At 29.5% G+C, this 22833-nt stretch carries 22 protein-coding genes; 5 read left to right on the top strand and 17 right to left on the bottom strand.

Going from position 1 to position 22833, the window contains the following annotated elements; all coding sequences use genetic code 11:
• Nucleotides 1-51 precede the first annotated feature (51 nt).
• From H3N56_RS12965 to H3N56_RS12935, 7 genes are all read right to left on the bottom strand, one after another.
• The gene (locus H3N56_RS12965; RefSeq protein WP_185881598.1) at nt 52-789 is read right to left on the bottom strand and encodes a gamma-glutamyl-gamma-aminobutyrate hydrolase family protein; all 738 of its coding nucleotides are present in this window, start codon (nt 787-789) and stop codon (nt 52-54) included.
• 23 nt (nt 790-812) lie between these two features.
• Nucleotides 813-1895 carry a M42 family metallopeptidase gene (locus H3N56_RS12960; RefSeq protein WP_185881597.1) on the bottom strand — a complete coding sequence of 361 codons (1083 nt, stop codon included), beginning with the start codon at nt 1893-1895 and terminating at the stop codon, nt 813-815.
• Between the two features lie 14 nt (nt 1896-1909).
• Entirely contained in the window at nt 1910-3430 is a 1521-nt protein-coding gene (locus H3N56_RS12955) for an ABC transporter substrate-binding protein (RefSeq protein WP_185881596.1), read from the bottom strand.
• 62 nt (nt 3431-3492) lie between these two features.
• Nucleotides 3493-4332 (bottom strand): PhzF family phenazine biosynthesis protein, encoded by an 840-nt coding sequence (locus H3N56_RS12950; protein ID WP_185881595.1) that lies wholly within the window; start codon nt 4330-4332, stop codon nt 3493-3495.
• Between the two features lie 17 nt (nt 4333-4349).
• Nucleotides 4350-5576, bottom strand: coding sequence for a sodium/glutamate symporter (gltS, locus tag H3N56_RS12945; protein WP_185881594.1), 1227 nt, complete (start codon nt 5574-5576; stop codon nt 4350-4352).
• 82 nt (nt 5577-5658) lie between these two features.
• Complete coding sequence (locus tag H3N56_RS12940) at nt 5659-6114, bottom strand: nucleoside recognition domain-containing protein (RefSeq protein WP_185881593.1); 456 nt, start codon at nt 6112-6114, stop codon at nt 5659-5661.
• Nucleotide 6115: 1 nt separating this feature from the next.
• Nucleotides 6116-6538, bottom strand: coding sequence for a nucleoside recognition domain-containing protein (locus H3N56_RS12935; RefSeq protein ID WP_185881592.1), 423 nt, complete (start codon nt 6536-6538; stop codon nt 6116-6118).
• Between the two features lie 159 nt (nt 6539-6697).
• Between H3N56_RS12935 and mgsA the strand changes: the two genes are divergently transcribed.
• Entirely contained in the window at nt 6698-7066 is a 369-nt protein-coding gene (mgsA, locus tag H3N56_RS12930; protein ID WP_185881591.1) for a methylglyoxal synthase, read from the top strand.
• Between the two features lie 33 nt (nt 7067-7099).
• Here the strand turns inward: mgsA and H3N56_RS12925 are convergent, their stop codons facing one another.
• From H3N56_RS12925 to H3N56_RS13575, 4 genes are read right to left on the bottom strand one after another with little or no spacing between them, the layout of a single operon-like run.
• Nucleotides 7100-8011 (bottom strand): ROK family protein, encoded by a 912-nt coding sequence (locus H3N56_RS12925; protein WP_185881590.1) that lies wholly within the window; start codon nt 8009-8011, stop codon nt 7100-7102.
• A complete protein-coding gene (locus tag H3N56_RS12920; protein WP_185881589.1) occupies nt 8011-8919 on the bottom strand; it encodes an ABC transporter substrate-binding protein in 909 nt (302 codons plus the stop codon). Before H3N56_RS12920 ends, H3N56_RS12925 begins: the two co-directional genes overlap by 1 nt.
• Before the next feature lie 15 nt (nt 8920-8934).
• On the bottom strand, nt 8935-9897 hold the full coding sequence (locus H3N56_RS12915; RefSeq protein WP_221893503.1) for an ABC transporter permease: 963 nt from the start codon (nt 9895-9897) through the stop codon (nt 8935-8937).
• An 11-nt stretch (nt 9898-9908) separates the two neighbouring features.
• On the bottom strand, nt 9909-11405 hold the full coding sequence (locus tag H3N56_RS13575) for a sugar ABC transporter ATP-binding protein (RefSeq protein ID WP_185881588.1): 1497 nt from the start codon (nt 11403-11405) through the stop codon (nt 9909-9911).
• 145 nt (nt 11406-11550) lie between these two features.
• On the opposite strand from H3N56_RS13575, the gene H3N56_RS12905 reads away from it, so the two are divergent.
• Nucleotides 11551-13260, top strand: a complete 1710-nt coding sequence (locus tag H3N56_RS12905; protein ID WP_185881587.1) for a flavocytochrome c — start codon at nt 11551-11553, stop codon at nt 13258-13260.
• Nucleotides 13261-13307: 47 nt separating this feature from the next.
• Here H3N56_RS12905 and H3N56_RS12900 read toward each other — a convergent pair whose 3' ends face one another.
• A complete protein-coding gene (locus H3N56_RS12900) occupies nt 13308-14387 on the bottom strand; it encodes a glycerol dehydrogenase (protein WP_221893502.1) in 1080 nt (359 codons plus the stop codon).
• 170 nt (nt 14388-14557) lie between these two features.
• On the opposite strand from H3N56_RS12900, the gene H3N56_RS12895 reads away from it, so the two are divergent.
• Nucleotides 14558-15808: a CHAD domain-containing protein gene (locus tag H3N56_RS12895; RefSeq protein WP_185881586.1), complete on the top strand. Its 1251-nt coding sequence runs from the start codon at nt 14558-14560 to the stop codon at nt 15806-15808.
• A gap of 17 nt (nt 15809-15825) precedes the next feature.
• Here H3N56_RS12895 and asrC read toward each other — a convergent pair whose 3' ends face one another.
• From asrC to H3N56_RS12875, 4 genes are all read right to left on the bottom strand, one after another.
• Complete coding sequence (gene asrC / locus H3N56_RS12890; RefSeq protein WP_185881585.1) at nt 15826-16818, bottom strand: sulfite reductase subunit C; 993 nt, start codon at nt 16816-16818, stop codon at nt 15826-15828.
• A gap of 9 nt (nt 16819-16827) precedes the next feature.
• Nucleotides 16828-17631, bottom strand: a complete 804-nt coding sequence (gene asrB / locus H3N56_RS12885; RefSeq protein ID WP_370521087.1) for an anaerobic sulfite reductase subunit AsrB — start codon at nt 17629-17631, stop codon at nt 16828-16830.
• A complete protein-coding gene (gene asrA, locus H3N56_RS12880; protein WP_185881583.1) occupies nt 17615-18622 on the bottom strand; it encodes an anaerobic sulfite reductase subunit AsrA in 1008 nt (335 codons plus the stop codon). The genes asrB and asrA overlap by 17 nt, the downstream gene beginning before the upstream one ends.
• 78 nt (nt 18623-18700) lie before the next feature.
• Entirely contained in the window at nt 18701-19915 is a 1215-nt protein-coding gene (locus H3N56_RS12875) for a DEAD/DEAH box helicase (RefSeq protein WP_185881582.1), read from the bottom strand.
• Between the two features lie 116 nt (nt 19916-20031).
• Between H3N56_RS12875 and H3N56_RS12870 the strand changes: the two genes are divergently transcribed.
• Nucleotides 20032-20358, top strand: a complete 327-nt coding sequence (locus tag H3N56_RS12870; RefSeq protein ID WP_185881581.1) for a hypothetical protein — start codon at nt 20032-20034, stop codon at nt 20356-20358.
• A gap of 42 nt (nt 20359-20400) precedes the next feature.
• Here H3N56_RS12870 and asnA read toward each other — a convergent pair whose 3' ends face one another.
• The gene (gene asnA / locus H3N56_RS12865; protein ID WP_185881580.1) at nt 20401-21381 is read right to left on the bottom strand and encodes an aspartate--ammonia ligase; all 981 of its coding nucleotides are present in this window, start codon (nt 21379-21381) and stop codon (nt 20401-20403) included.
• Between the two features lie 255 nt (nt 21382-21636).
• Between asnA and gltS (H3N56_RS12860) the strand changes: the two genes are divergently transcribed.
• Nucleotides 21637-22824: a sodium/glutamate symporter gene (gene gltS, locus H3N56_RS12860; protein WP_185881579.1), complete on the top strand. Its 1188-nt coding sequence runs from the start codon at nt 21637-21639 to the stop codon at nt 22822-22824.
• The last annotated feature ends 9 nt before the right edge of the window (nt 22825-22833 follow it).

Genomic DNA, 22833 nt, shown 5'->3' with positions numbered 1-22833 from the left:
ATTAAGTATAGCGACTATAATTTTTTATAGTCGCTATACTTATTAATATATTTAATTTTTTTTATTAGATTTTTCAACGAATAATTTAAAAATATTTAAAAAAATATCAAATTTATTTACCATTGCTTCGGGATGCCATTGTATCCCAACTATAAATTTTGAATTCATATCATTTGATTCATAAGCTTCGATTATACCGTCATCTGAAGTTGCACTTATTTTAAGGCTAGGAGCAAGAGTTTTAACTGATTGATGATGGAAAGAATTTACACCAATAGTATTTTCAGTGAAAATTGTTTTTAAAAAAGAATCCTGTTTTATATTAACAGTGTGATAAATTTCTTCTCCTAATATTCCAGTTGGATGATGGTTAAAAACATTTTCAACTTGTGAATCAATATCTTGATAGAGAGATCCTCCTAGTCCTACATTTAGAATTTGGCATCCTCTACAGATACCTAGAATTGGAATATTTTTTTCTAACGCAGCAGCTAAAAGTTTTAACTCAAAAACATCTCTTTTTGTATCAATTTTCCCAAGTTTTAAATTTGGATTTTCATTATATAGAAGAGGTGATATATCCTCACCACCACTAAAAATAATTCCATCTAACTTCATTACGTAGTCGTTTATAAAAGAATCATTTATATTTGTATCTAATATTGGTAAAATTACTGGAATACCTCCAGCTTTTATTACCGAGTTAACATAATTAAAATTTATAAAATTTTTTGTTATTAATCTTTCACCAGTTTCTGCCATAGAAGTAATTCCAATTAATGGTTTCACAATAATTCCTCCAATTTTATATTTTAAAAACTTTCTATTTCCTCTTTAGTAATATTTCTAGCTATTTCGAGAGCCAATTTTATAGCCGATTTTAAGTCCTCTAAAGAGGCATAAGAGTAATGTGTATGAATATATCTTGTAGGAATACCAATTACAAGAGTAGGGATTCCAGAACCAGAAATATGATATCTAGCACCGTTAGTGCTACCTTTTTCTCTAGCAATAAGTTGATAAGGAATATTTTTCTCATCAGCAATCTTTCTAGCATAATTTAAAACTCTTAAATTAGAAATCATTCCTCCATCTATAGTTCTAAATTGAAGACCTTTTCTTAAAGCACCATGAGAAGCGTTTCCATCTCTAAAAGTATCATCTGCTGGTGAACCTTCAAATATTATAGCGAAATTTGGTTTTACTCTTTTAGCTGCAACTTCTGCTCCACGAAGTCCCATTTCTTCCTGTGAACTTATAATTCCAACTGGATTAATATTCAAATCTTTATTAATAAGAGTATTTAGGACTTCGATGACAGCAATACAACCTAATCTATTATCAAAAGCTTTAGCCCTCATAACTTTTATTTTTTCATCATATGAAAATTTAACGTCTGGAACTACAGGATTACCAACTTCTATTCCATAAAGTTGAGTTGTTTCTTCATAGCTACTTGTTCCAATATCAATAGTTAATTCATTTAGTTTTGGAAGTTTTTGAAGCTCTTCAGGAGTCATAAAATGTGGTGGTTTGGATGTTACAATACCTTTTATAAATTCTCCTTTTCTATTTTTTATTAATACAGCGTGAGCAGGTATATTACCAACATACCATCCTCCAAGTTGTAAAAAAGTTAAAGAACCGTTTGGATTAATATTTTCAACAATAAAACCAACTTCATCACTATGACAATCAAAAGCAACTATAGGTTTATTATCTTCAACTTCATCTAATCCTATATAAAGATTGTTTATAGAATCTGTTTTTATACTTTTTGAATTTACTTTTGTTTTTATAATTTCTAGTACATCCTCTTCAAATCCTGGAGCACCAAAACAATTTGTTAGTTCTTCTATCGAATTCAATAGATTTGAATCTGTAATTTTTTTCATGAAATTTTCTCCTTTTAGTCTTTGAAAGAATATTTGTAAAATAAAGGATAACTTGTAGCTTCTACACCAACTAGATTATTAGAAACACCAACAGTGGTATTTGAATAATACATAGGAATAAGTGGAACATCCTCATTTATAATTTTAGTTGCTTCTATATATAAGTTCTTTCTTTTTTCAACATCCATTTCACTTCTAGCGTCCTCTAAAAGCTTGTCCATAGTAGCATTAGAGTAATACGTTCTATTTCCAGCAGCTCCTAACTGTTTACTATGGAAGTTTGGATATAAACCATAATCTCCATCAGAGGTAGAAGGTCCCCAACCCATTGCAAACATATCTAAATCACCATTAGCGGTAGCAGTTAAAAAAGCACCCCACTCTAAAGTTTGAATTTCTACGTCAACTCCAACTTCTTTAAGTTGAGCTTGAACAACCTCTGCAATTTGAGCATTAAGTTGACTATTACTCGTAGCATATACAAGTTTTATATTTTTGCCATTTAATATTTCTTTAGCTTTTTCTGGATTATATTCTAAAACTTCAACATCATCGGAATATCCAAAAACAACTGGTGCTAAGAAACTTCCAGCAATTTTAACATCTCCATCGATTAAAGCCTTTATAACAGATTCTCTATCTATACCCATTGCAATTGCTCTTCTGATTTCTTTATCTTGTAATACCCCTTTTCTCGTATTAAGACCTATGTATGATGTTGAAACTGAAGGTCTTTCCATAAAAGTTAAATGATCACTGTTGATAATAGTAGTTCTTCCAATAGTTTGAATAGTTGAAGCTATATCAATTTCACCAGTTTCAAGACCAATAACTTTACTATTTTCTTCAGGAATAGCTTTTATTATAACTGTCTCAATGGATGGGCTTCCCTTAAAATAATCTTTATTTGCAGTTAAAGTTATCTTTTCACCCATAGACCAATCATTATATTTATATGCCCCTGTTCCAATTGGATTAAGGAAATAATCTTTATCTTTTTCAGCAAAGTATTTTTCACTTATAATAGCCGCTGATTTGTGGCTAAGATGGTTTACTAAAGGGGCAAAGGGTTCTGATGTAACAATTTTAACAGTATCGTCATCTATAATATCGATAGTATCAATAAGTTTATAAAGGTGTCCAACTTTAGGGAGAGATTTTGCTCTTTCAAGCGTAAATTTAACATCTTTAGCTGTAAAATCTTCTCCATTATGGAATTTAGCTTTTGTATTTAAATGTAACAGGAGAGTTTTGTCATCTAACTTTTCCCATGAATCGGCCAATCCAGGTATTAAATTTCCATTAATTTCATCAATCTCAATCAATCTATCATATATTTGAGTTGTAACATTTTGAGAATATTGATCTGTAGAATCTTGTGGATCAAGTGATTTACCTTCGGAAATTTGAGCATAAACAAGTGTATTTTTTTTAGGTGTAACTTTAGAAGTTTTATTCTTCTCGTGGTTATCACCACAACTTGTTAATAGAATACTTAATGAAATTATTGACGTGAGTATTAAAGTTTTTTTCATTTAAATTCCCTCCTATTTAATAAAAGCTAATATCTCCTTTATACCTCGATATTTGCTATATGTCAATAGGTGGAAGAACAATGTCCGCCTATGTAGCACTCTTTTATATGATTTGATTCTATTTTTAATTGTCCTTTTATTTCTGAAATGTTTCCAAGAGACTCGCCTTGAATAAAATTAAAATGATAATTATCGTTTTTAACTTTATCAAGTTTATATAAATAGCATGCCAAAGCACAATTAGAGGTTCCAGTTGCAGATTCTTCGTCAATTCCATATAAAGGAGCAAAATTTCTACAATAAGCATCGACATTTACTTCTTCATCTAAAGCAAAAAGATGGTATCCAATAACGTTAAATTTTTTAGAAATACTTTTAATCATATCTTGATTAGGGGATATTTTATTGAGTATTTCTCTATTTTTTATTGGAATAAATATATCTTTTAAACCGGTTGATATGATTCTTACAGGAATATTTTTATCTAAAGATTCTTCAGTTATATTCAGAGAGTCTAAAATTTCAGAAGAATTTAGTATGTTTAAAAATTCTGGTAAAGACTGCTCCATAAAAATTTCATTTTCTGTAACGAAAACTTTTAAAACTCCAGCTTTTGTTTCTTGAGTGTATGTGCCACATGAAATAATTTTTAAATTTCTAAGTAGAGAGAATGCTGCAATTGTGGCATGTCCACATAAATCTACTTCAGATTCAGGAGTAAAAAACTTTATTTTAAAATCAGCTACAGCTGATTTTAAAATAAAAGCAGTTTCAGAAAAACCAAGTTCTTTAGCGATATATTGCATTTCTTTATTAGAAAAAATGCTACAATCTAAAACTACTCCAGCTATATTTCCTCCTTTATTATCTTTTGTAAAAGCTCGAACAGTATACGTTTTCATATTTTCAACCCCTTTTATTATTTAGAGAACATATTAATTGCTGTTATTATTATGGGCATTTGAAAAATATCAATTAAAAATGCCCCAGTAAGTGGCACAACTATATAAGGATTAACTGTATATCCATGTTTTTCACTTACTTCACCCATATTTAACATAGCATTTGTCGTTGCACCAAGCCCAGATCCACACATTCCAGCAACCATAACAGCTGCATCGTAGTCTTTTCCCATGGCTTTAAAAACAATAAACATAGTAAAAATTCCCATAAATAAAACTTGAACAAATAGAATTATAAACATCGGAAGTGCTAAGTCTGCAAGCTCCCAAAGTCTTAAAGAGATAAGAGCCATTGATAAGAAAATATTTAAAGAAACTCCTCCTATAATTTCTACAAGATTTCTATCTATCGAGAAAAATTTAAATTTAATATTTAGATTATTAAATAAAATAGCAATAAACATAGCACCAACATATGAAGGAAGTGCTATTCCTAAAATAGATTTTAAATATTGACTGAATGTAATTCCAATTGCCATAATTACAGTTAGCATTCCAATATGGCTAAGAAGAGAATCACTAGTTATAGTTTTTACTTCATCATTTTCCTTTAATCCAATATTTTCTTTTCCTACAATGTCTTTAGGTTTTAAAGAATTCTTTTTAATTAAGTATATTGCAAGAGGTGCTCCAAGTAATCCACCGGCAATTAAACCAAAAGTTGCTGATGATAGGGCCATTGCAGATGCTCCAATTACTCCCATACCCTCTACTGTTTTTCCAAAGGCTCCAGCAGAGCCATGTCCACCTGACATAGAAACAGAGCCTGCTAAAATTCCAAGTAAAGGATTAATACCAGTAATTTTTGCTAGAGAAACACCTATAACAGTTTGCATAAATGTCATAAATCCACTTAGTAACCAAAAGATAACTAAGAGCTTTCCACCTTTTTTTAAGGCTTTTACAGAAGAACCTAAACCGATAGTAGCAAAGAATGCAACCATAAATGGCGTTTCAAGTGTTGTTGTATATTCGATAGAGCCAATTTTTGAAATTCTAATAAAAAGATGAATAATAGCAAATAAAATTCCACCTATGACAGGAGCTGGAATTCCAAAATTATAAAAGAATTTAAATTTTTTTTTAATCAGTAGTCCAATATAAAGTGATATAAGTCCAATAGCTAAAGTACCAATCATATCAAATTTTAGAAGTATCCCAAAGTCGTTAAATGTAAAATTCATAACACTCACCTCTTCAATTTTTATTTTATTGGTTATACAGTAATTTATATACTTTATTATGTAATACTTGTCAATAAACCATCTACTCTATTTCAACCTGTAGATCATTTCTAAACTTCTTTGTTCTAGATAGAAAAAATGTAAAAATAATGGCAGCAAAAAGTCTAGATCCTAATAAATAGTACCATTTAGCACCTATTTCTATAAATAGAAGTGTATCTTCAGGAACAGCATGACAAAGAGATAAAAAAGACATCATAAGTATTAAATCTTTTTTTGGAACTTGCTCTTCTTCAGTATGCTGAATTATTGCTCCAGCTCCATATGAAAGCCCAAAGACTAAACCAATAACTAAAAGTAATCCAGATTTTTCACCCATATTAAATAAGTTGGTAACCGGCTTAAAAAGCATTCCAATTCTATCTAGAATTTTATATTTTTTAGCAATTTCCATAAATATCATAAGAGGTATAATTATCTTTGCCATATTAAAAACAGAAAGTAAAGAACCTGTTCCAACTGTAATTAGAAATTCCATATTAGTTACCTCCCAATAATTGGCCTGTTAAGATACCGAAAATAATGGCAGTTCCAATTCTTAAAAAAACCATTTTTATAGCGTCTACTTTAACTTGTTTAATTACTGCAGTTTCAAGGAATAAAGTATGAGAAAAAGAAATCATTATTGCCAAAGTAGTTATTTGGTTAGAATTTAAATTAAGTGCACTCATAGCTCCAATTCCAGCATAAACATTTAGGCAATTTCCTAAAACTAATGGAAGAGCAGCTTCTCCAGGTAAATTGAAAATTTTCATAACTGGACTAAAGAATTTACTTAGATATAAAAAGAATGGAGTAAGTTCTAAAATCTTTATTATAATATAAATTGGTATTGTAACTTTTGATAGTTTTATAGTCATAGAAATACCTTTTTTTGTTCCATTTTGAATGGCATTAATCATTTAATAGTCTCCTTGTTAACATTTAGATAAAATAATATTTGAATAAAAATAATATTTGAATTATAATTAAAATATGTATTTATTTTGATAAAATGATGAAAAATACAGAATATCTTATATAAATAAAATTTTTTACTATAATTAGGGAGGACAAAAAACTTGAAGAAAATAGCACTTATAGCCCATGACAACATGAAAGTGGAGATAGTAGAGTTTGTGAAAGAAAATTTGGATTTTTTTTCAAAACAATCTTTAGTATCAACGGGAACCACAGGAAGAAAAATTATGGAAGCAACTAATTTAGAAATATTTAGGTATAAATCTGGACCTATTGGTGGAGATCAACAAATCGGAGCAGAAGTAGCAGTTGGAGGTATAAAGGCGATATTTTTTTTTAGAGACCCTTTAACAACACAACCACACGAACCTGATATAGCTGCTTTAATTAGAGTGTCAGATGTTCATAAGGTACCAATAGCAACAAATATAAGTGCAGCAAGACTGATGGTAAAAGGAATGAAGGAATAAATAAAGAGACGAATTAATCCGTCTCTTTATTTATTAGTATTCACCAGTAGCAACGATAATAGCTGCTAAATCTCCTAAAGATTCTTTTAATTCAGATTTTAGTATTCTGCAATTGTCAAAAGATATTTGTAATGTTTCTTGTTTTAAAACTTCTGTAACTTTTTCTTGAAATAAATCTTCACATCTTGTGTAGATACTTCCAATAATAATAGCTTCAGGGTTTAAAATATCGATCAAGACAGATAGTCCTAATCCTAAGTAATTAGCGCTTTCGTCAATAATACTTTTAGCTAAATTATTTCCACTTTGTGCTTGCTCTAAAACCTCTTGAGCGGTATTAAGATTTAGGCCTCTCATTTTAGCAAGTTGAACTATTCCACCACCACTACAGAATCCCTCAAAAGAGCCTTTTTTATTGTATCCTATAGGTCCCTCTTCTGATAATCTAATATGCCCAATTTCTCCAGCCATATCATTTTTACCAGTATAAAGTTTTCCATTTAAAATAAGTCCAGCTCCCATTCCAGTTCCAAAAGTTAAAAAAATTACATTATCTAAATTTTTTCCGGCTCCTAATTTCCATTCAACTAAGGCACAAGCATTAGCATCATTTTGTATAAAAACTGGTTTGGAATATTTTTTTGATAAAATTTTAACTATTTCAACATAATCCCATGTTGGTAAATTAGGAGGTGAGAGTATTATTCCTTTTTTACTATCTAATGGGCCACCACAGCTTATTCCAATAGATTTTATATCTTGTAAATCAATCGATAAATCTTTTAAAATCTTATCAATTGTTAAATAGAATTTTTCTAATGTTTTTTCTGGAGTGATTGTTTCAGATGTTTGAAAAACTATTTTTTTTAATATATTAAAATGTTTGTCTGCAATCGTTGTGGCCATTTTAGTACCACCTATATCTAGTCCTAAATAATATTTCATTAAAGGTCCTTTTTAGTTACCACTTTTACACCAGTATCCATATGATTTTCAACAGTTTCTTTGTTTATAAATTTAAATGCTGCCTCAACACCTTTATAACCCATCATTTCAGGATTTTGAACCATAGAAGCTTGAATAGTACCATTATTTAAACCTGTGATAGTATCTTTAGAGAAGTCAAAACCAACAAGTTTAATTACTCCACCTTTACCAGCTTCTTCTAGAGCTCTTGAAACTCCAACAGTTGAACCTTCATTTGAAGCATAGAATCCAACTAAATCAGGATTAGCTGTCATTATATCAGTTGCTTGATTTAAAGCTAATGATTTATCTCCATTTGAATATTGAATAGTAACAACTTTCATTTCAGGGTAAGTTGATTTTAGTCTATCTTCAAAACCAGAAGATCTAGCAATTGCTGTTCCAGCCCCAGGTTGAGCATTTATTATAGCAACTTTACCTTTTTTATCAACTAAGTTAGCAAGAGTATCTGCAGCTAAAGCACCAGCTGCATAGTTATCAGTTGATAAGAAAGTTACATATCCTTCACTGTCGATAGGTGAATCGATTATAACTACTGGAATTTTAGATTCTATTGCTCTGTCTACAACAGGAGCTAAAGCAGATTTATCAGAAGGTGCGATTAAGATTGCATCAACATTTTGGTTTATTGCATCTTCCACCATTCTAGTTTGTTCGTTAGGATCTACTTTTCCAGCAGGAGCACGGAATAACAGTTCAACTCCTTCTAATTCAGCCGCCTTTTTTTCAGCTCCTTTTTTAACAGAAAGCCAATGTTCATCCATAGAGTCCATAGTGATTAAAACGAATTTCTTTGCAGCAAAAGCAGTGTTAATCATTCCTAAAAATAATCCCGCACACAATAAAAATTTTAAACTTTTTTTCATAAAAATCCTCCCCTTTTATCTTCTTTTTATTCTATCGGCAAATACTGCTAAAATTATAACAACACCGATTAAAATCTCCTGTAAAAATGCAGATACACCCATTAGGTTTAATCCATTTCTTAAAACACCAATTACTAGAGCTCCTATAAGAGTTCCTGTCATAATACCTTCTCCACCAGCTAAACTAGTTCCACCAATAACAGAGGATGCAACAGCGTAAAGCTCATACCCCATTCCTGCATTAGGTTGACCTGAAGCTATTCTTGATGCAAGAACAATACCAGCTACGGCAGCTAAGAAACCAGAAAATATATATACAGTGATAAGAGTTTTTTTTGTGTTTATTCCAGAAAGTCTTGCGGCTTCTAAGTTGCTTCCACAAGCATAAATATTAGTTCCAAGTCTAGTTTTAGATAATATAAATCCAAATAACAAAGTTAGAAAAATCATTAGAAGAACTGAGAAAGGAATTCCTAAAAGTTTTCCATTTCCTATATATCTAAATGCTTTAGGAAGCCCGCTAATAGGAATTCCATTTGTAATTACAAGAGCCAAACCTCTAACAATACTCATACTTCCAAGAGTTACAACAAATGGTGGTAAATCAGCTAAAACGATAAGTAAACCATTGATAGCTCCTGAAATAATACCAGCTATTAGTCCTAATATTATAGCAACAGCCATAGGAAGTCCTGATACCAAAGCCATTGACGTAATAATACCAGCAAGAGCCATATTAGAACCTATAGATAAATCTATTCCTGTAGTTATTAATACAAAAGTTTGTCCAATAGCAATAATGGCGATAATAGATGTTTGTAAAGCTATAGTTAGTAAATTATTAGTTGTAAAAAAATACGGAGAACCCATAGAAAAGAAAAATACCATTGTAAGTAGACCACTTAAAACCGATAGAATTTGAAAATTTTCTTCTCCAACTCTTCCTCTAATTGAACGTAAAGATAAACTATAATTCAAAATATTTCCTCCTAATCATTGAATTGAGTAGCATAATGCATAATCTCTTCTTGTGTTGTTTTTTTAGTTTCTAAAATCTTTTTGACTTTTCCGTTGCACATAACAGCTATTCTATCAGTGATTCCTAAAATTTCTGGTAACTCTGAAGAGATTATTATGACACCTAAGCCATTATTTTTTAATTCGTTTATTATCTTGTAAATTTCAACTTTAGCACTTACATCAATACCTCTAGTAGGTTCATCAAAAATTATTATTTTTGGATTTCTTAAAAGCCACTTCCCTATTACAATTTTTTGTTGATTACCACCACTTAAATTTTTAACTTTTTGCTTTAAGTGAGGAGTTTTAATTTTTAATTTTTCAACCATTTCGTTAGAATGTTTTTCTAAATCTTTTTGAAAAATATAACCGATTATTTTACTTGAAATTTTATCCAGTATTGAAAAACTAATATTTTGAGAAACACCCATATTAATTGCAAGACCTTCTCTTTTTCTATCTTCCGCAATATAAGATATACCATGTTTTATAGAGTCTTGTGGATTAGATATATTAACAAGTTGTCCGTCTACTTTTATTTCACCTTCATATTTACCGAAGGCCCCAAAAATAGTTTTGCAAAGCTCAGTTCTTCCAGCCCCAACTAATCCAGCAATTCCTAAAACTTCTCCACCATAAAGATCTAAATCTATATTTTTTACAAAAGCGTTGGTTAAATTTTTAACTTCTAATTTTTTATTTTCTTCTCTTTTTCTATCTAATCTTGGAAATTTATCTTCGATACTTCTTCCAACCATTTTTGAAATAATTTCATCCAAAGTTAAATTTGCAAAATCATCAGTCAATATATGTTTACCGTCTCTAAAAATTGTAACTCTATCCGTTATTTCCTTCAATTCATCTAGCTTGTGTGAAATATAAACAATTCCTTTACCATTTTTCTTTAATTTATTTATTATTTCAAAAAGTTGAGCTATTTCTCTTTCACTAAGAGACGAAGTTGGTTCATCCATTATTATTATTTCTGCATTTTGTGATAAAGCTTTAGCAATTTCAACCATTTGTTGTTTTGAAATTGAAAGATTTTTGGTTTTAACACTGGGGTCGATATCAGCATGTAAAGTATCAAGTATCTTTTTTGCTTCTATTTCCATTTTTTTCTTATCTACAGATATTCCTTTAGTAAATTCACGACTTAAAAAAATATTTTCAGCAACAGTCAAATGAGGGCAAAGATTTAATTCTTGATATATAATTCCTATCCCAAGACTAGCAGCGTGAATTGGTGACTTTATTTCTATAGGATTTCCATTTAGTAGAAGTTCTCCACCATTTTTTTTATGGACTCCAGAAAATATTTTCATCATAGTTGATTTTCCAGCTCCATTTTCTCCAAGTAGAGCATGAACCTCTCCTTTTTTTAAATTAAAAGAGACTCCATCTAAGGCTAAAACTCCTGGAAATTCTTTTTTTATATTTTTAGCTTCTAATAAAAAACTTTCCACATTCCCTCCTTTTTAAATTATATTATAACAGTTCATTCTAATATACTTCATAAAAATATAAAAATCAATTATAATTTCTTGTATTATTTTATATATTTTAGTATACTGTAGTCAAACTCAAAACATTATCGGAGGGGAATAGTTTATGCTAAAGAATAATTTAGTTAAAAAAATCTTGTCTACATTTTTTATAGTAGGAAGTTTAGCTTTAGGAGCAAAAGAATATATAGCATCTGGAGAAGGTTATAATGGATCTATTCAAGTAAAAGTTGAAGTTGAGAATAAAGCTATAAAAAATATAGAAGTTGTAAAGCATGAAGAGTCTAATTTTACAAAAAGAGCTATGAAAACTATAAGTGAAGAGATTATAGCAAATCAAAGCTTAGATGTTGATAACGTAGCTGGAGCTACTTACACAAGCGAAGGATTAAAAAGTGCTGTTGGAAAGGCAGTGGCTATGGCTGGAGTTACTTTAAAAAAGTTAGATAAATCAATTGTTAAAAATGAAGAGCTTAAAGATATATCTACAGATGTTGTTGTTGTAGGTGGAGGAGGAGCCGGTCTTTCAGCTGCTATTGCTGCAAATGAAAATGGAGCTAAAGTAATTCTTCTTGAAAAAATGGCCATGGTTGGTGGAAATACTAACTATGCAACAGGAGGAATTAATGCCGCAAATACAGATTTACAAAAAAAATTAGGAATAGAAGATTCTGAGGAACTTTTCTACCAAGATACTATGAAAGGTGGAAAAAACTTAAATAATAAGAGTTTAGTAAAAAAGATGACAGACGAATCTAAGAATGCTGTTAGTTGGTTAATAGAAAAAGGAACGGATTTAACAGAAGTATCTTTCTCTGGTGGTCAAAGTGTTAAAAGAATTCATAGACCAACTGGTGGAAAGGCCGTAGGTCCGGTTATAGTTGATGCTCTAAACTCAACTCTTGAGAAAAAGGGAATAGAGATTAGAACAAATAGTGAAGTTGTAAAAATATTAAAAAAAGATGGTAAAATCACTGGAGTTGTTGTAAAAAAAGGTGATAAACAATATGAAATATCAGCAAAAGCAGTAGTTATGGCAACTGGTGGATTTGGTGCAAATCCTGAGATGGTAACGAAATACAACCCAGCTTTAGAAGGGTTTGGATCTACAAATAATCCAGCAATCACTGGTGAAGGAATAAAATTAGTTGTGGATGCTGGTGGAGCTCTAATTGACATGAAAGAAATTCAAACTCATCCAACAGTTGTACATAATAAAAGTGATATGATAACTGAAAGTGTAAGAGGAGAAGGAGCAATTCTTGTAAATAGAGATGGACAGAGATTTATTAACGAACTTGAAACAAGAGATGTAGTTTCAAAAGCTGAATTAAGCCAAAAAGGGAAAAGTGCTTTTTTAGTATTTGATCAAGGAGTTAGAGAAAATCTTTCAGCAATAAATGGATATGTAAAAAAAGGATTGACTGTTCAAGCCGATACTTTAGAAGAGTTAGCAAAGAAAATAGGGGTTAATTCAGTTGAATTAACTAAAACTTTAAATAAATACAACGAATTTGTAAAAAATAAAGAAGATCTTGATTTTGCAAAAAAAGGACTTCCTAGAGCTATTGTAACTGGGCCTTTCTATGCAATAGAAGTTTCGCCAGCAATACATCATACTATGGGTGGAGTTCACATAAATGATAGAACAGAAGTATTGGGAGAAGATGGAAAAGTTATAGAAGGACTTTATGCAGCAGGAGAAATTACTGGAGGAGTTCATGGAGCAAACAGAATAGGTGGAAATGCGGTAACTGATATAGTAGTATTTGGAAAAATAGCTGGAGAAAACTCAGCAAATTTTATAAAAAAGTAGTTAATAAAAAATCCTCTTGATGTTTAATTCAAGAGGATTTTTTTATCTTATAATTTTCCTAAAGCATCTGCAGTTAATATTGCAGATTCAACCATATCAGGAGTTATTTTATAAGGGAAATTATGAATTGTTTCCCCAGGAGCACAAGAAGCAATAGATACTTCTTTAACTTTTTCTCTTATGTTATCTTTAATTCCTAATTCTTCTAATGTTGTAGGAAGACCAATTTTTTTACAGAATGTAATAATTTTTTTTGCTTCCTCAATTTCATTTTGAAGTATTAATTGAGAAATCGTACCGAAGGCAACTTTTTCTCCATGAAACATATGGTGTGTTTCTGGTAGAACAGTTAATCCATTATGAATTGCATGAGCTGCTGCAAGACCAGAACTTTCAAAACCAATTCCACTTAAATACGTATTTGCTTCGATTATATGTTCTAAAGCTTCATTTACTAATTTTAAATCTGAACTTATTTTAGCTTCGTAAGCTTCAGCTAACAAAGTATCTCTACAAAGTTTAGCAAGAGCAAGAGCTGCAAGAGTAGATTGTCCACCGGACATGGCTATTGCTTTAGCATCAAAACAAACTTTAGCTTCATAGTAAGTGGAAAGAGCATCTCCAATTCCTGAAACTAAAAGTCTTGTAGGAGCATTAGAAACAATTTCTGTATCAATCATTACAATATCAGGATTTTTTGGAAGCATAAGATATTCTTCAAAAGCTCCATCATCAGTATAAATTACTGAAAGTGCACTTGTAGGAGCATCAGTTGAGGCAATTGTAGGCATTATAACAACAGGTTTTTTAGTATAAAAACTTACTGCTTTTGCGGTATCAAGAGTTTTTCCACCACCAACTCCCACAATACAATCATAATTATGCTCGTTTACTATTTTTACAATTCTATTTATCTCATTCTTTGAACATTCACCATTAAACAAATTAAAACTAACTTTTGTGTCTTTACTTCCCTTAGAGTTTTCTATTGGCTCTTTAACGATAGATGTAACAAATGAATCAGCAATTATAAGATTATTTTTTCCGAAAGTTTCAACAATACTTTTAAAATTTTCTATAATATTTTTTCCTTGGATATACTTACTAGGCGATGCGATTATCTTCATAATGTACTCTCCTTTATTAGAAATATTTATTTAATCAAACTTTTACTTAAGTTTTCCTCATATTTAAAAAAAAATCAAGTTAAATAACAGAATTAAAAATGATATTTGATTTTAATTTCAAATATTCTATATAAGTTGAGTTGATTTAATTTAGATAGCTGGAGGATTATATGGATAAAATTATAAGAAAATTGGATAAAAATTTAAAAAATATAAATAAATTAATACATAAGATTAAAAACAATAATGATATAGAAATAGCTCATCAAATTAGAGTATCGATTAGAAAATCTATGGCTATTTTAGAATTAACTAGTGATAATAGTGATTTAATTAATTTTTTAAAGAAACTGATGAAAAGTTTAGAACCTCTTAGAGAGATTCAAGTTGAAAAAACTATTTTAAATTCTTTAGAATTATCAAATAAAGAAAACATAATAAAATTATATTCAGAAGAAGAGGAGAAAATAAAGAAAAATCTTTTGAAAGAGTTACGAAAACTAGATAATAAATTTTTAGATAAGTTAAGTTTAAAGAAAAATAAAATTAATTTTAAGGATTATAAATTGAGGACAAAAATATTAATAGAAAATTTAAATATTAATAATTTACATAAGTTAAGAATTGGATTAAAAAAGTTAAGATATCATTTTGAAGCTATTAATGAAGATAAAGCTAAAATTAAAAAGCTTGAAGAGATTCAAGAGATTCTAGGACAAAGTCATGATATAGTGACTTTCAAGTTTTTAAAGAATATGCAGGAACAGGATATCATCAATATTTGGAAAATTTTTATAGAAAAAGAGACTGAAATTTTAAATAATGTTGATGAAATTAAACAAAATTTACAATCTCTTTTTGAAATAGTTTTAGATCCTGTTTTAGTTTTATCTAAAAAACTTTCTCCTGACTTTGAACACGTGAGACGAGTTGAAAAAAAATCTCAAATTATTTTAAAGAAATTAAAAAAAGAATACAAAACTTCAAAAAAAGATAAAGAAATTTTAAGGATTTCAGCTTTTTTACATGACATTGGACATTCGAAACTTGGTCAACATGCTGAAAATAGTTTTGATTTCATAATGGCATCAAAAGAACTGGGATTAACTCAAAAAGATAAAACTAAAATTGCTATAATTGCAAAATATCATACGGGTAGTTGGAATAAGGAATTGTTTTTAAAAAGATTTACATTGAAAGAAAAACAAATTATTTTATTGTTGAGTGCTATACTAAGAGCTGCTGATGGAACAGAATTTGAGTCTGTAGAATTTGTCAAAAATATGGGTATTAAAATTAAAAAAAGTGCTATAAAATTTTATTTTAAAAAAATAAGTCCAGAACTAAAAAATAGATTCTTTAAAAAATCCAAAAAACTTTCTGAAATAACAAATAAAAAAATAAAGTGTTCTGAGAATTAATTCTCAGAACACTTTATTTATTTTCCTAAATCATTTTCAGCGCCAGAATAGATAATTCCGTTCCAATAAACATTTTCTCTAATAACAGCAAGGGGATTTAAATCGACATCTTTTAATGCCCAATTTTTAAACATCATAAATCCTGTTCTATCAACAATATAACCTATATGCTCTTTTGCAAGAGATTTATTGATATGCTCTCCAACAAAACTGTATGTATTTACGATTATTTTTAAAAGAGATTCTTCATCAGCCCATAAAATCCAATCTTCAGCTAAACGAGGATTTTTTTTCCCTGTTCTTCCTAATATTGAGAATCTGTAGTATTTGTTTTCATCTCTTGTCCAAGCTGAAGTTGGACAGTTTAAAACACATTCTCCACAACCGATACATTTGCTGTGATCTCTTACAACTTTATAGTTTTCAGATGTTAAAGCTCCTGTAGATAGTCCTTTGCACTTTTTAACACAAGCACCACAAGATACACATCTGTATGACTCATATAAAGGATGTGCCATACCAGTTATACCAAAATCATGCATCCTAGTTTTAATGCAGTCGTTTGGGCATCCAGTAATTGCAACTTTAAAATGATAATCACTTGGGAATATTGCTTTCTCAACTTTTTTTGCAAGCTCAGTAGTATTGTACTGTCCTTTTGGACAAACTTGATTTCCAATACATGCCGTAATATTTCTTGTTCCCGCCGCAGGATAACCATTTCCAATCCCGTTAGGCTGATTGATATCCATTCCGTCTATAAGGGGTTGAATAGCCTTATTAACTTCGTCTACCTTTCTAATGTCAATACCTTTAATTTCGAATCCTTGACGAGTTGTTATATGAACTTTTCCATTTCCAAATTTTTTAGCAATTTCAGAAACTTGTAAAAGTAAATCTGCGGTTATTTCTCCACCGGGAACTCTGACTCTTAATGCAGTTTCATCTCTATTTTTTGTGACTCTATATCCATTTTTAGTAAAAGTTTTTCTCACCAATTCTAAAGCCATTTTTTCCTCCTAGTCCAAAAGTGTTTTAGCTTTTGTATAATTAAATATTGGTCCTTCTAAACAAACATAAGTTTCGTCTATTTTACAATGCCCACATTTTCCAACAGCACAAGACATATTTCTTTCAAAAGAAACCCAAATTTGATTTTCTGGAATACCTAATTTTAAAAATTCTAAAGCTGAAAATTTCATCATAATTGGAGGTCCAACTATAACAACCTCCAAGTTTTGAATATCATTTATTAGTTTTAATTGTGGAATATATTCAGTTACTAAACCAACACACTCTCCGTCAAGTCCGCAACCTTTATCAACAGTTAAAATCATAGATGATTTTTTCTTCCAGTTTAAAATTTCATCCTTAAAAAGAACCGAATTTAAATCTTTAAACCCTAAGAGTAAATCTACTGTAGTTATTTTATCGTTTATAAATTTTTCTATAAGTGGTCTAACAGGTGCAGTTCCACTTCCACCAGCTACAATAACTAAATTTTTTCCTGTATATTGTTCAAGTGGGAAACAATTACCATAAGGGCCTCTTAAAAATAAGAAGTCTCCAGGATTAAGATTAAATATTGCATCTGTAACTTTTCCAACCTTTCTAATTAAAAATTCTATCCAACCCTCTTCAATATTGTAGCCAGCAACTGAAATAGGAGCTTCTCCAACTTTAGGAATAGATACCTGAATAAATTGTCCAGGCTCTGGTTTTATGTTAGTTTTAACTCTAAATAGCCACTCAATAGGACTTTCAGATTTTATACTTAAAATTTCACAGGCAGTTGGTTTATATATATTAGTCATTTTTATCACCTAATTTCTTTGCAAGTTTATTGATACAATTAATATATGAGATATACTCTGGACAAATATCTTCACATCTTCCGCATCCTGTACACATTTGAACTCCAAAACGTTTTTTATAGTCAGAAATTTTGTGTAAAACTTTAAATCTCATTCTATCTCCAGTTTTTTTTCTAAATTCATGTCCACCAGCCATAGTTGTAAAACCGTCAACATGGCAAGATGCCCATACTCTTCTTCTTTCACCATTTTTTTCATTATCTTTATAAAAAATATCTTGCATAGTGAAACAAGTACAAGTTGGACATACAAAATTACAACGTCCGCAAGCTATACAACGATCATAATCTCTCCACATCTCAAAGTTAATTACCTCGTCCTCATTTATTCTCTCCGGTATTGTAACTACTTCTTTATTAGAAGTTACAAATTCCATTTCAAATTCTGAATCCACTCCGTTATTGAAAACTTCTTTAAAGTCTTGATCTTTTACATCTACAAAAATTTTATTGTCTTGAAATTTAACGCCAATATTGTACATCTCTGTTTTGTTAGTTCCCATGGACGCACAAAAACAACTATCCCAACCTTGTCCTGGACATCCCATAACTATAAATTTAACTTTATCTCTTACTTCTTTATAATATTCATCTGAATACTTGTTGTGTAAATAGATATTTTCAACTCGATTTACAGAATGTAAATCACAACTTCTTAGAAAGATTAAACTTTTTTTAGTTTTAATTTTTGGTTTGATAAATTCTTTTTCTGTAAAATAAAATAAAGTTTGAGTTATTGGAAGTAATATTTCTTTTGCGGAATAATGAGATTTGTTGTTTAAGTTTATTTCCTCAATATTTGATATTTTTCCATATTTAATAGAATCGGTATCTGAAAAAGTTCCTTTATATGGAAGAGTAATTGGAGCATAAATATCATAATCATTTGACAAAATTGACAAAATTTCATTGAACTCTTTATTTGTAAAACTTTTTTTCATTAGTTCCTCCTTGAAAATTGTGAAAACTATACTCGATATTTTATACAAAAAAATAAAAAAAATCCTTTTCAGGATTTTTTATTTATACATTTTTCTAATATCCTCAGCTTTTTTAGAACGAGAATTGATTCTTTTATTATATTTTGTTTTTGGCAGTTCATTTTCACAAACAATATTTTGAATATATTCTAACTCTAATCTAGGAATTTCCATTTTTATATTTTCTTCAATTGCTTCCAATGTTTTCATATCTTTTGGATCTATAAACAGATAAGTCTGTCCGTTTTCTCCAGCTCTTCCAGTACGTCCGATACGGTGGATATAACCTTCGGCATTTTCAGGAATATCATAATTATAAATATGAGTAATTCCAGTGATATCAAGTCCTCTTGCTGCGACATCGGTAGCGATTAGATATTGGAACTCTACATTTTTAAAAGATTTCATAATCTTTTCACGTTTTGCTTGTGGAATATCACTGTGAAGTTTTTGACAACTGAATCCCTTTGCAAAAAGAGCTTCTTCTAAATTATCAACTCTTACTTTAGTTCTACAAAATATAATAGCCATAAAAGGATTAGTTTTATTTAAAACTTGAGCAAGCATATCTAATTTTCTTCTATCTGTTGTTTCAATTAGAAATTGATCTATGTTTTTAAGAGTTACATCTTCACTTTCAATTACAACTATTTTTGGATCTTTACAGATTCTATAAGCTAATTTTTTTACAGCTGAATCTATAGTAGCTGAAAAGCAAAGTGTCTGTCTTTTTTTGTTAGAAACTTCAATAATAGCATCTATTTCATTACGGAATCCCATAAGTAGCATTTGATCTGCTTCATCTAAAACTAAAGTTTTAATTTTTGTTAAGTCTATAGTTTTTCTTCTGATATGATCTAAAAGTCTTCCAGGTGTTCCTATAACCATTTGAGTATTATTACTTAACTTTTCAATTTGACCAGAAATTTCTTTTCCACCATAAGTAGAAAGGATATTGAACTTATTTGAAGTATTAAGCTTTTGAGCAGCTTCAGTAATTTGAAGTGCTAATTCTCTTGTTGGAGTTATAATTAAAGTTTGGATATTTTTGTCATCACTCTTCATATTTTCAAAAATTGGAAGAAGAAAAGCTAAAGTCTTTCCTGTTCCTGTTTGTGCTTGAGCTATTAAATCATTGCCATTTTTTATAAGAGGAATAGCTTCTGTTTGTATTGGAGTGGGTTGTTTTATTCCACTACTGTTAAGGATTGATATAAGTTCATCACTTACGTTTATTTCTTTAAATTTATTCATTAACTTCACCTACAATTTTATTTTTATATATAACCTTTAAATTATAACATTTATTTGAAATTTTAGCAAAAACATGTTAAAAATAATAAGACAAAAAAACTTTTGGAGGTCAAATTATGAAAAAATATTTATTAGCGATTGTTTCTATGACTATATTTATAAGTTGTACAAATAGTAATACTCTTATAAAAGAAGAAGATTTATCAGGTCCAGAAGTTATAGAAGCACCAACTCAAATATCTGGAGAAAAAAAAGAATATTATGAAAATGGAGCAATTAAAACTTTAACACGTAGAAATGAAGAAAAAGGTGTAGAAGAAGTTACTATTTATGCTATTGACGGAAGAGTAGTTGAAAGTCAGGTTATTGGAGTGACAGGTATGACAACTTTTAAATACAAATATGATTCAAACGGGAAATTTGTAGGAAGAGAAAAATATTAAGAAAAGCGAGTTAGATATTAAATTCTAACTCGCTTTTTTATATTATAAAAGGAAAATATTTTTATTTTTACAATCTTCTATTAAGGATTGTGGCCATATCGAAGACTGAACTTCTCCTATGTGCATTTTATCAAGGAAGAATAAGCAAAGACGAGATTGTCCAATTCCACCTCCTACAGTATAAGGAAGTTCTCCATTTAAAAGTTTTTTATGAAACTCATACTTTCTTCTATCGTTGGCATCAGATAAAGTTAATTGTTTATCTAGTGACTCCTCATCAACACGTATTCCCATAGATGAAAGTTCCAATCCTATTTTAAGAGGTTCATAATATACAATTATATCTCCATTCAAATTCCAATCATCATAATCTGGTGCCCTTCCATCATGTTTATTTCCAGAAGTTAAAGTTTTTCCAATTTCCATTATAAAGATAGCGCCATGTTTTTTTGCATATTCATGTTCTCTTTCTTTTGAAGTTAAATTTGGATAAAGATCTTCGAGTTCTTGAGATGTCACAAAAGTTATATTTTCTGGAAGTTTTTTAGATAGTGAAGGATATATGTTTGTTATAAATTCTTCTGTATCCTTTAAAGATTTATATATTTTTTTAACTATTTCTTGTAATTTTAGTTTTGTTCTGTCATTTTTATCTATAATTTTTTCCCAATCCCATTGATCTACATAATAGGAGTGAATAGGACTTAAATCTTCATCTCTTCTTATAGCGTTCATATCAGTATACAACCCTGTTCCAACTTTAAAATCATATTTATGAAGTGCCATTCTTTTCCACTTTGCCAGCGAATGAACTATAACTGCAATTTCTTTAGACTTAACATCGAATGATACGGGTCTTTCTATTCCATTCAAATCATCATTTAATCCACTTTCTGGTGTAACGAATAATGGAGCTGAAACTCTTGTTAATTCCAGTTCGTGTGCTAAAGATTTTTCAAAATTATCTTTAACAAGTTTAATTGCTTTTTCTGTTTCCATAAGATTTAATTTTGAATAATACATACAAATCACCCCTATAAATAATGATGGTATTTTTTTTATATTTTAAATATAATAAAATTATTTTTTCAAAAAGTCAACTTAATATTTATTGTGTATAAAAAATTCAGACTTTTGTTCTATTTTTAAGAAAAAAGTTCTATAAATGAATGATAAATTCAATAAATATATATAATATATATTTTTACTTTCATAGAATGAATGATACACTGCATATATAGTTTATATTTCATATTTAAATAACGCAAGGAGGACATAATGAACATTGAACTTACAACAATTCAAACGATTGCATTATCAGTTATAGTATTATATTTAGGAAAATTTTTAAATAGTTCTTTCAAATTTTTAAAAGACAACTGTATACCGGATGCCGTAACTGGTGGAACTGTATTCTCAGTAATTACACTAATAGGACATGAGACTGGTCTATTTAATATAATTTTTGAAGACTCTTTAAGAAATATTTTTATGATAGCATTCTTTACAACAGTAGGATATTCTGCAAGTTTAAAATTACTTAAAAAAGCTGGATTACCAGTATTAATGTTTTTAATTGCTTCTGTTGGACTTGCTATTGTTCAAAATGTAGTTGGTGTTAGTATGGCACAACTTTTAGATCTTAGTCCTTTTATTGGATTGGCTACAGGATCTATGTCTACAACGGGAGGACCTGGAACAGCAGGAGCCTTTGGACCTATTCTTGAAAGCTATGGAGCCGAAGGGGCAACAGTTGTTGCGATGGCAACAGCAACGTATGCACTAATAGCTGGAAGTATTATAGCTGGACCGATTGCGAATAGACTTATAAAGAAAAACGATTTATTAAATAAGACTGGAGATGGAAAAGGATATTCAGATTCTGGAGAAAAATCTGATACTATAAAATCATCTTTAGTTTCAGGAGCTTGTTTCCAAGTTATTATAGCTATGGGAATTGGAAGTATAATTTCTAAATTCTTATCTGATATTGGTGTAGTTTTACCGTCATATATAGGAGCAATGTTTGCAGCAGCAGTTATTAGAAATATATCTGATTATTCTGGAAAATTTGATGTTCATTTAGATATAATAAATGCAGTTGGTAATTTTACATTAATGATATTCTTATCGATGACACTTATGAGTTTTAAATTATGGGAATTAAAAGAATTAGCAGGACCTTTAGTTATTATGCTTGTAGTTCAAACTTTATTAATAGGACTATTTGCTTACTTTATAACATTTAGACTTACAGGAAAAGATTATGATGCAGTTGTTATGACAAGTGGACATTGTGGATGTGGATTTGGAACAACTCCAAAAGCCTTAGCTAACATGGAAGCACTTACAGCAAAATATTTACCATCTCCAAAAGCTTTCTTTGTAATTCCAATAGTTGGAGGATTATTTATAGATTTCTTTAATGCAGCTATAATAACTTTCTTTATGAATGTATTAAAATAAAAAAATTGT

This window comes from Cetobacterium sp. 2A (genome assembly GCF_014250685.1).
Taxonomy (GTDB): domain Bacteria; phylum Fusobacteriota; class Fusobacteriia; order Fusobacteriales; family Fusobacteriaceae; genus Cetobacterium.
Note: the sequence above shows the minus strand (reverse complement) of the source record. Positions and strands in the feature narration are given on the sequence as shown.

Coding starts and splice junctions, on each gene's coding strand:
- H3N56_RS12875 (WP_185881582.1), bottom strand. CDS start 19,915: ATGAATAAATTTAAAGAAATAAACGTAAGTGATGAACTTATATCAATC.
- asrC (WP_185881585.1), bottom strand. CDS start 16,818: ATGGCTTTAGAATTGGTGAGAAAAACTTTTACTAAAAATGGATATAGA.
- asrA (WP_185881583.1), bottom strand. CDS start 18,622: ATGAAAAAAAGTTTTACAAATAAAGAGTTCAATGAAATTTTGTCAATT.
- H3N56_RS12935 (WP_185881592.1), bottom strand. CDS start 6,538: ATGATTAATGCCATTCAAAATGGAACAAAAAAAGGTATTTCTATGACT.
- H3N56_RS12920 (WP_185881589.1), bottom strand. CDS start 8,919: ATGAAAAAAAGTTTAAAATTTTTATTGTGTGCGGGATTATTTTTAGGA.
- H3N56_RS12955 (WP_185881596.1), bottom strand. CDS start 3,430: ATGAAAAAAACTTTAATACTCACGTCAATAATTTCATTAAGTATTCTA.
- H3N56_RS12905 (WP_185881587.1), top strand. CDS start 11,551: ATGCTAAAGAATAATTTAGTTAAAAAAATCTTGTCTACATTTTTTATA.
- H3N56_RS12925 (WP_185881590.1), bottom strand. CDS start 8,011: ATGAAATATTATTTAGGACTAGATATAGGTGGTACTAAAATGGCCACA.
- H3N56_RS12940 (WP_185881593.1), bottom strand. CDS start 6,114: ATGGAATTTCTAATTACAGTTGGAACAGGTTCTTTACTTTCTGTTTTT.
- H3N56_RS12870 (WP_185881581.1), top strand. CDS start 20,032: ATGAAAAAATATTTATTAGCGATTGTTTCTATGACTATATTTATAAGT.
- H3N56_RS12950 (WP_185881595.1), bottom strand. CDS start 4,332: ATGAAAACGTATACTGTTCGAGCTTTTACAAAAGATAATAAAGGAGGA.
- H3N56_RS12900 (WP_221893502.1), bottom strand. CDS start 14,387: ATGAAGATAATCGCATCGCCTAGTAAGTATATCCAAGGAAAAAATATT.
- gltS (WP_185881594.1), bottom strand. CDS start 5,576: ATGAATTTTACATTTAACGACTTTGGGATACTTCTAAAATTTGATATG.
- H3N56_RS12895 (WP_185881586.1), top strand. CDS start 14,558: ATGGATAAAATTATAAGAAAATTGGATAAAAATTTAAAAAATATAAAT.
- gltS (WP_185881579.1), top strand. CDS start 21,637: ATGAACATTGAACTTACAACAATTCAAACGATTGCATTATCAGTTATA.
- asnA (WP_185881580.1), bottom strand. CDS start 21,381: ATGTATTATTCAAAATTAAATCTTATGGAAACAGAAAAAGCAATTAAA.
- H3N56_RS12960 (WP_185881597.1), bottom strand. CDS start 1,895: ATGAAAAAAATTACAGATTCAAATCTATTGAATTCGATAGAAGAACTA.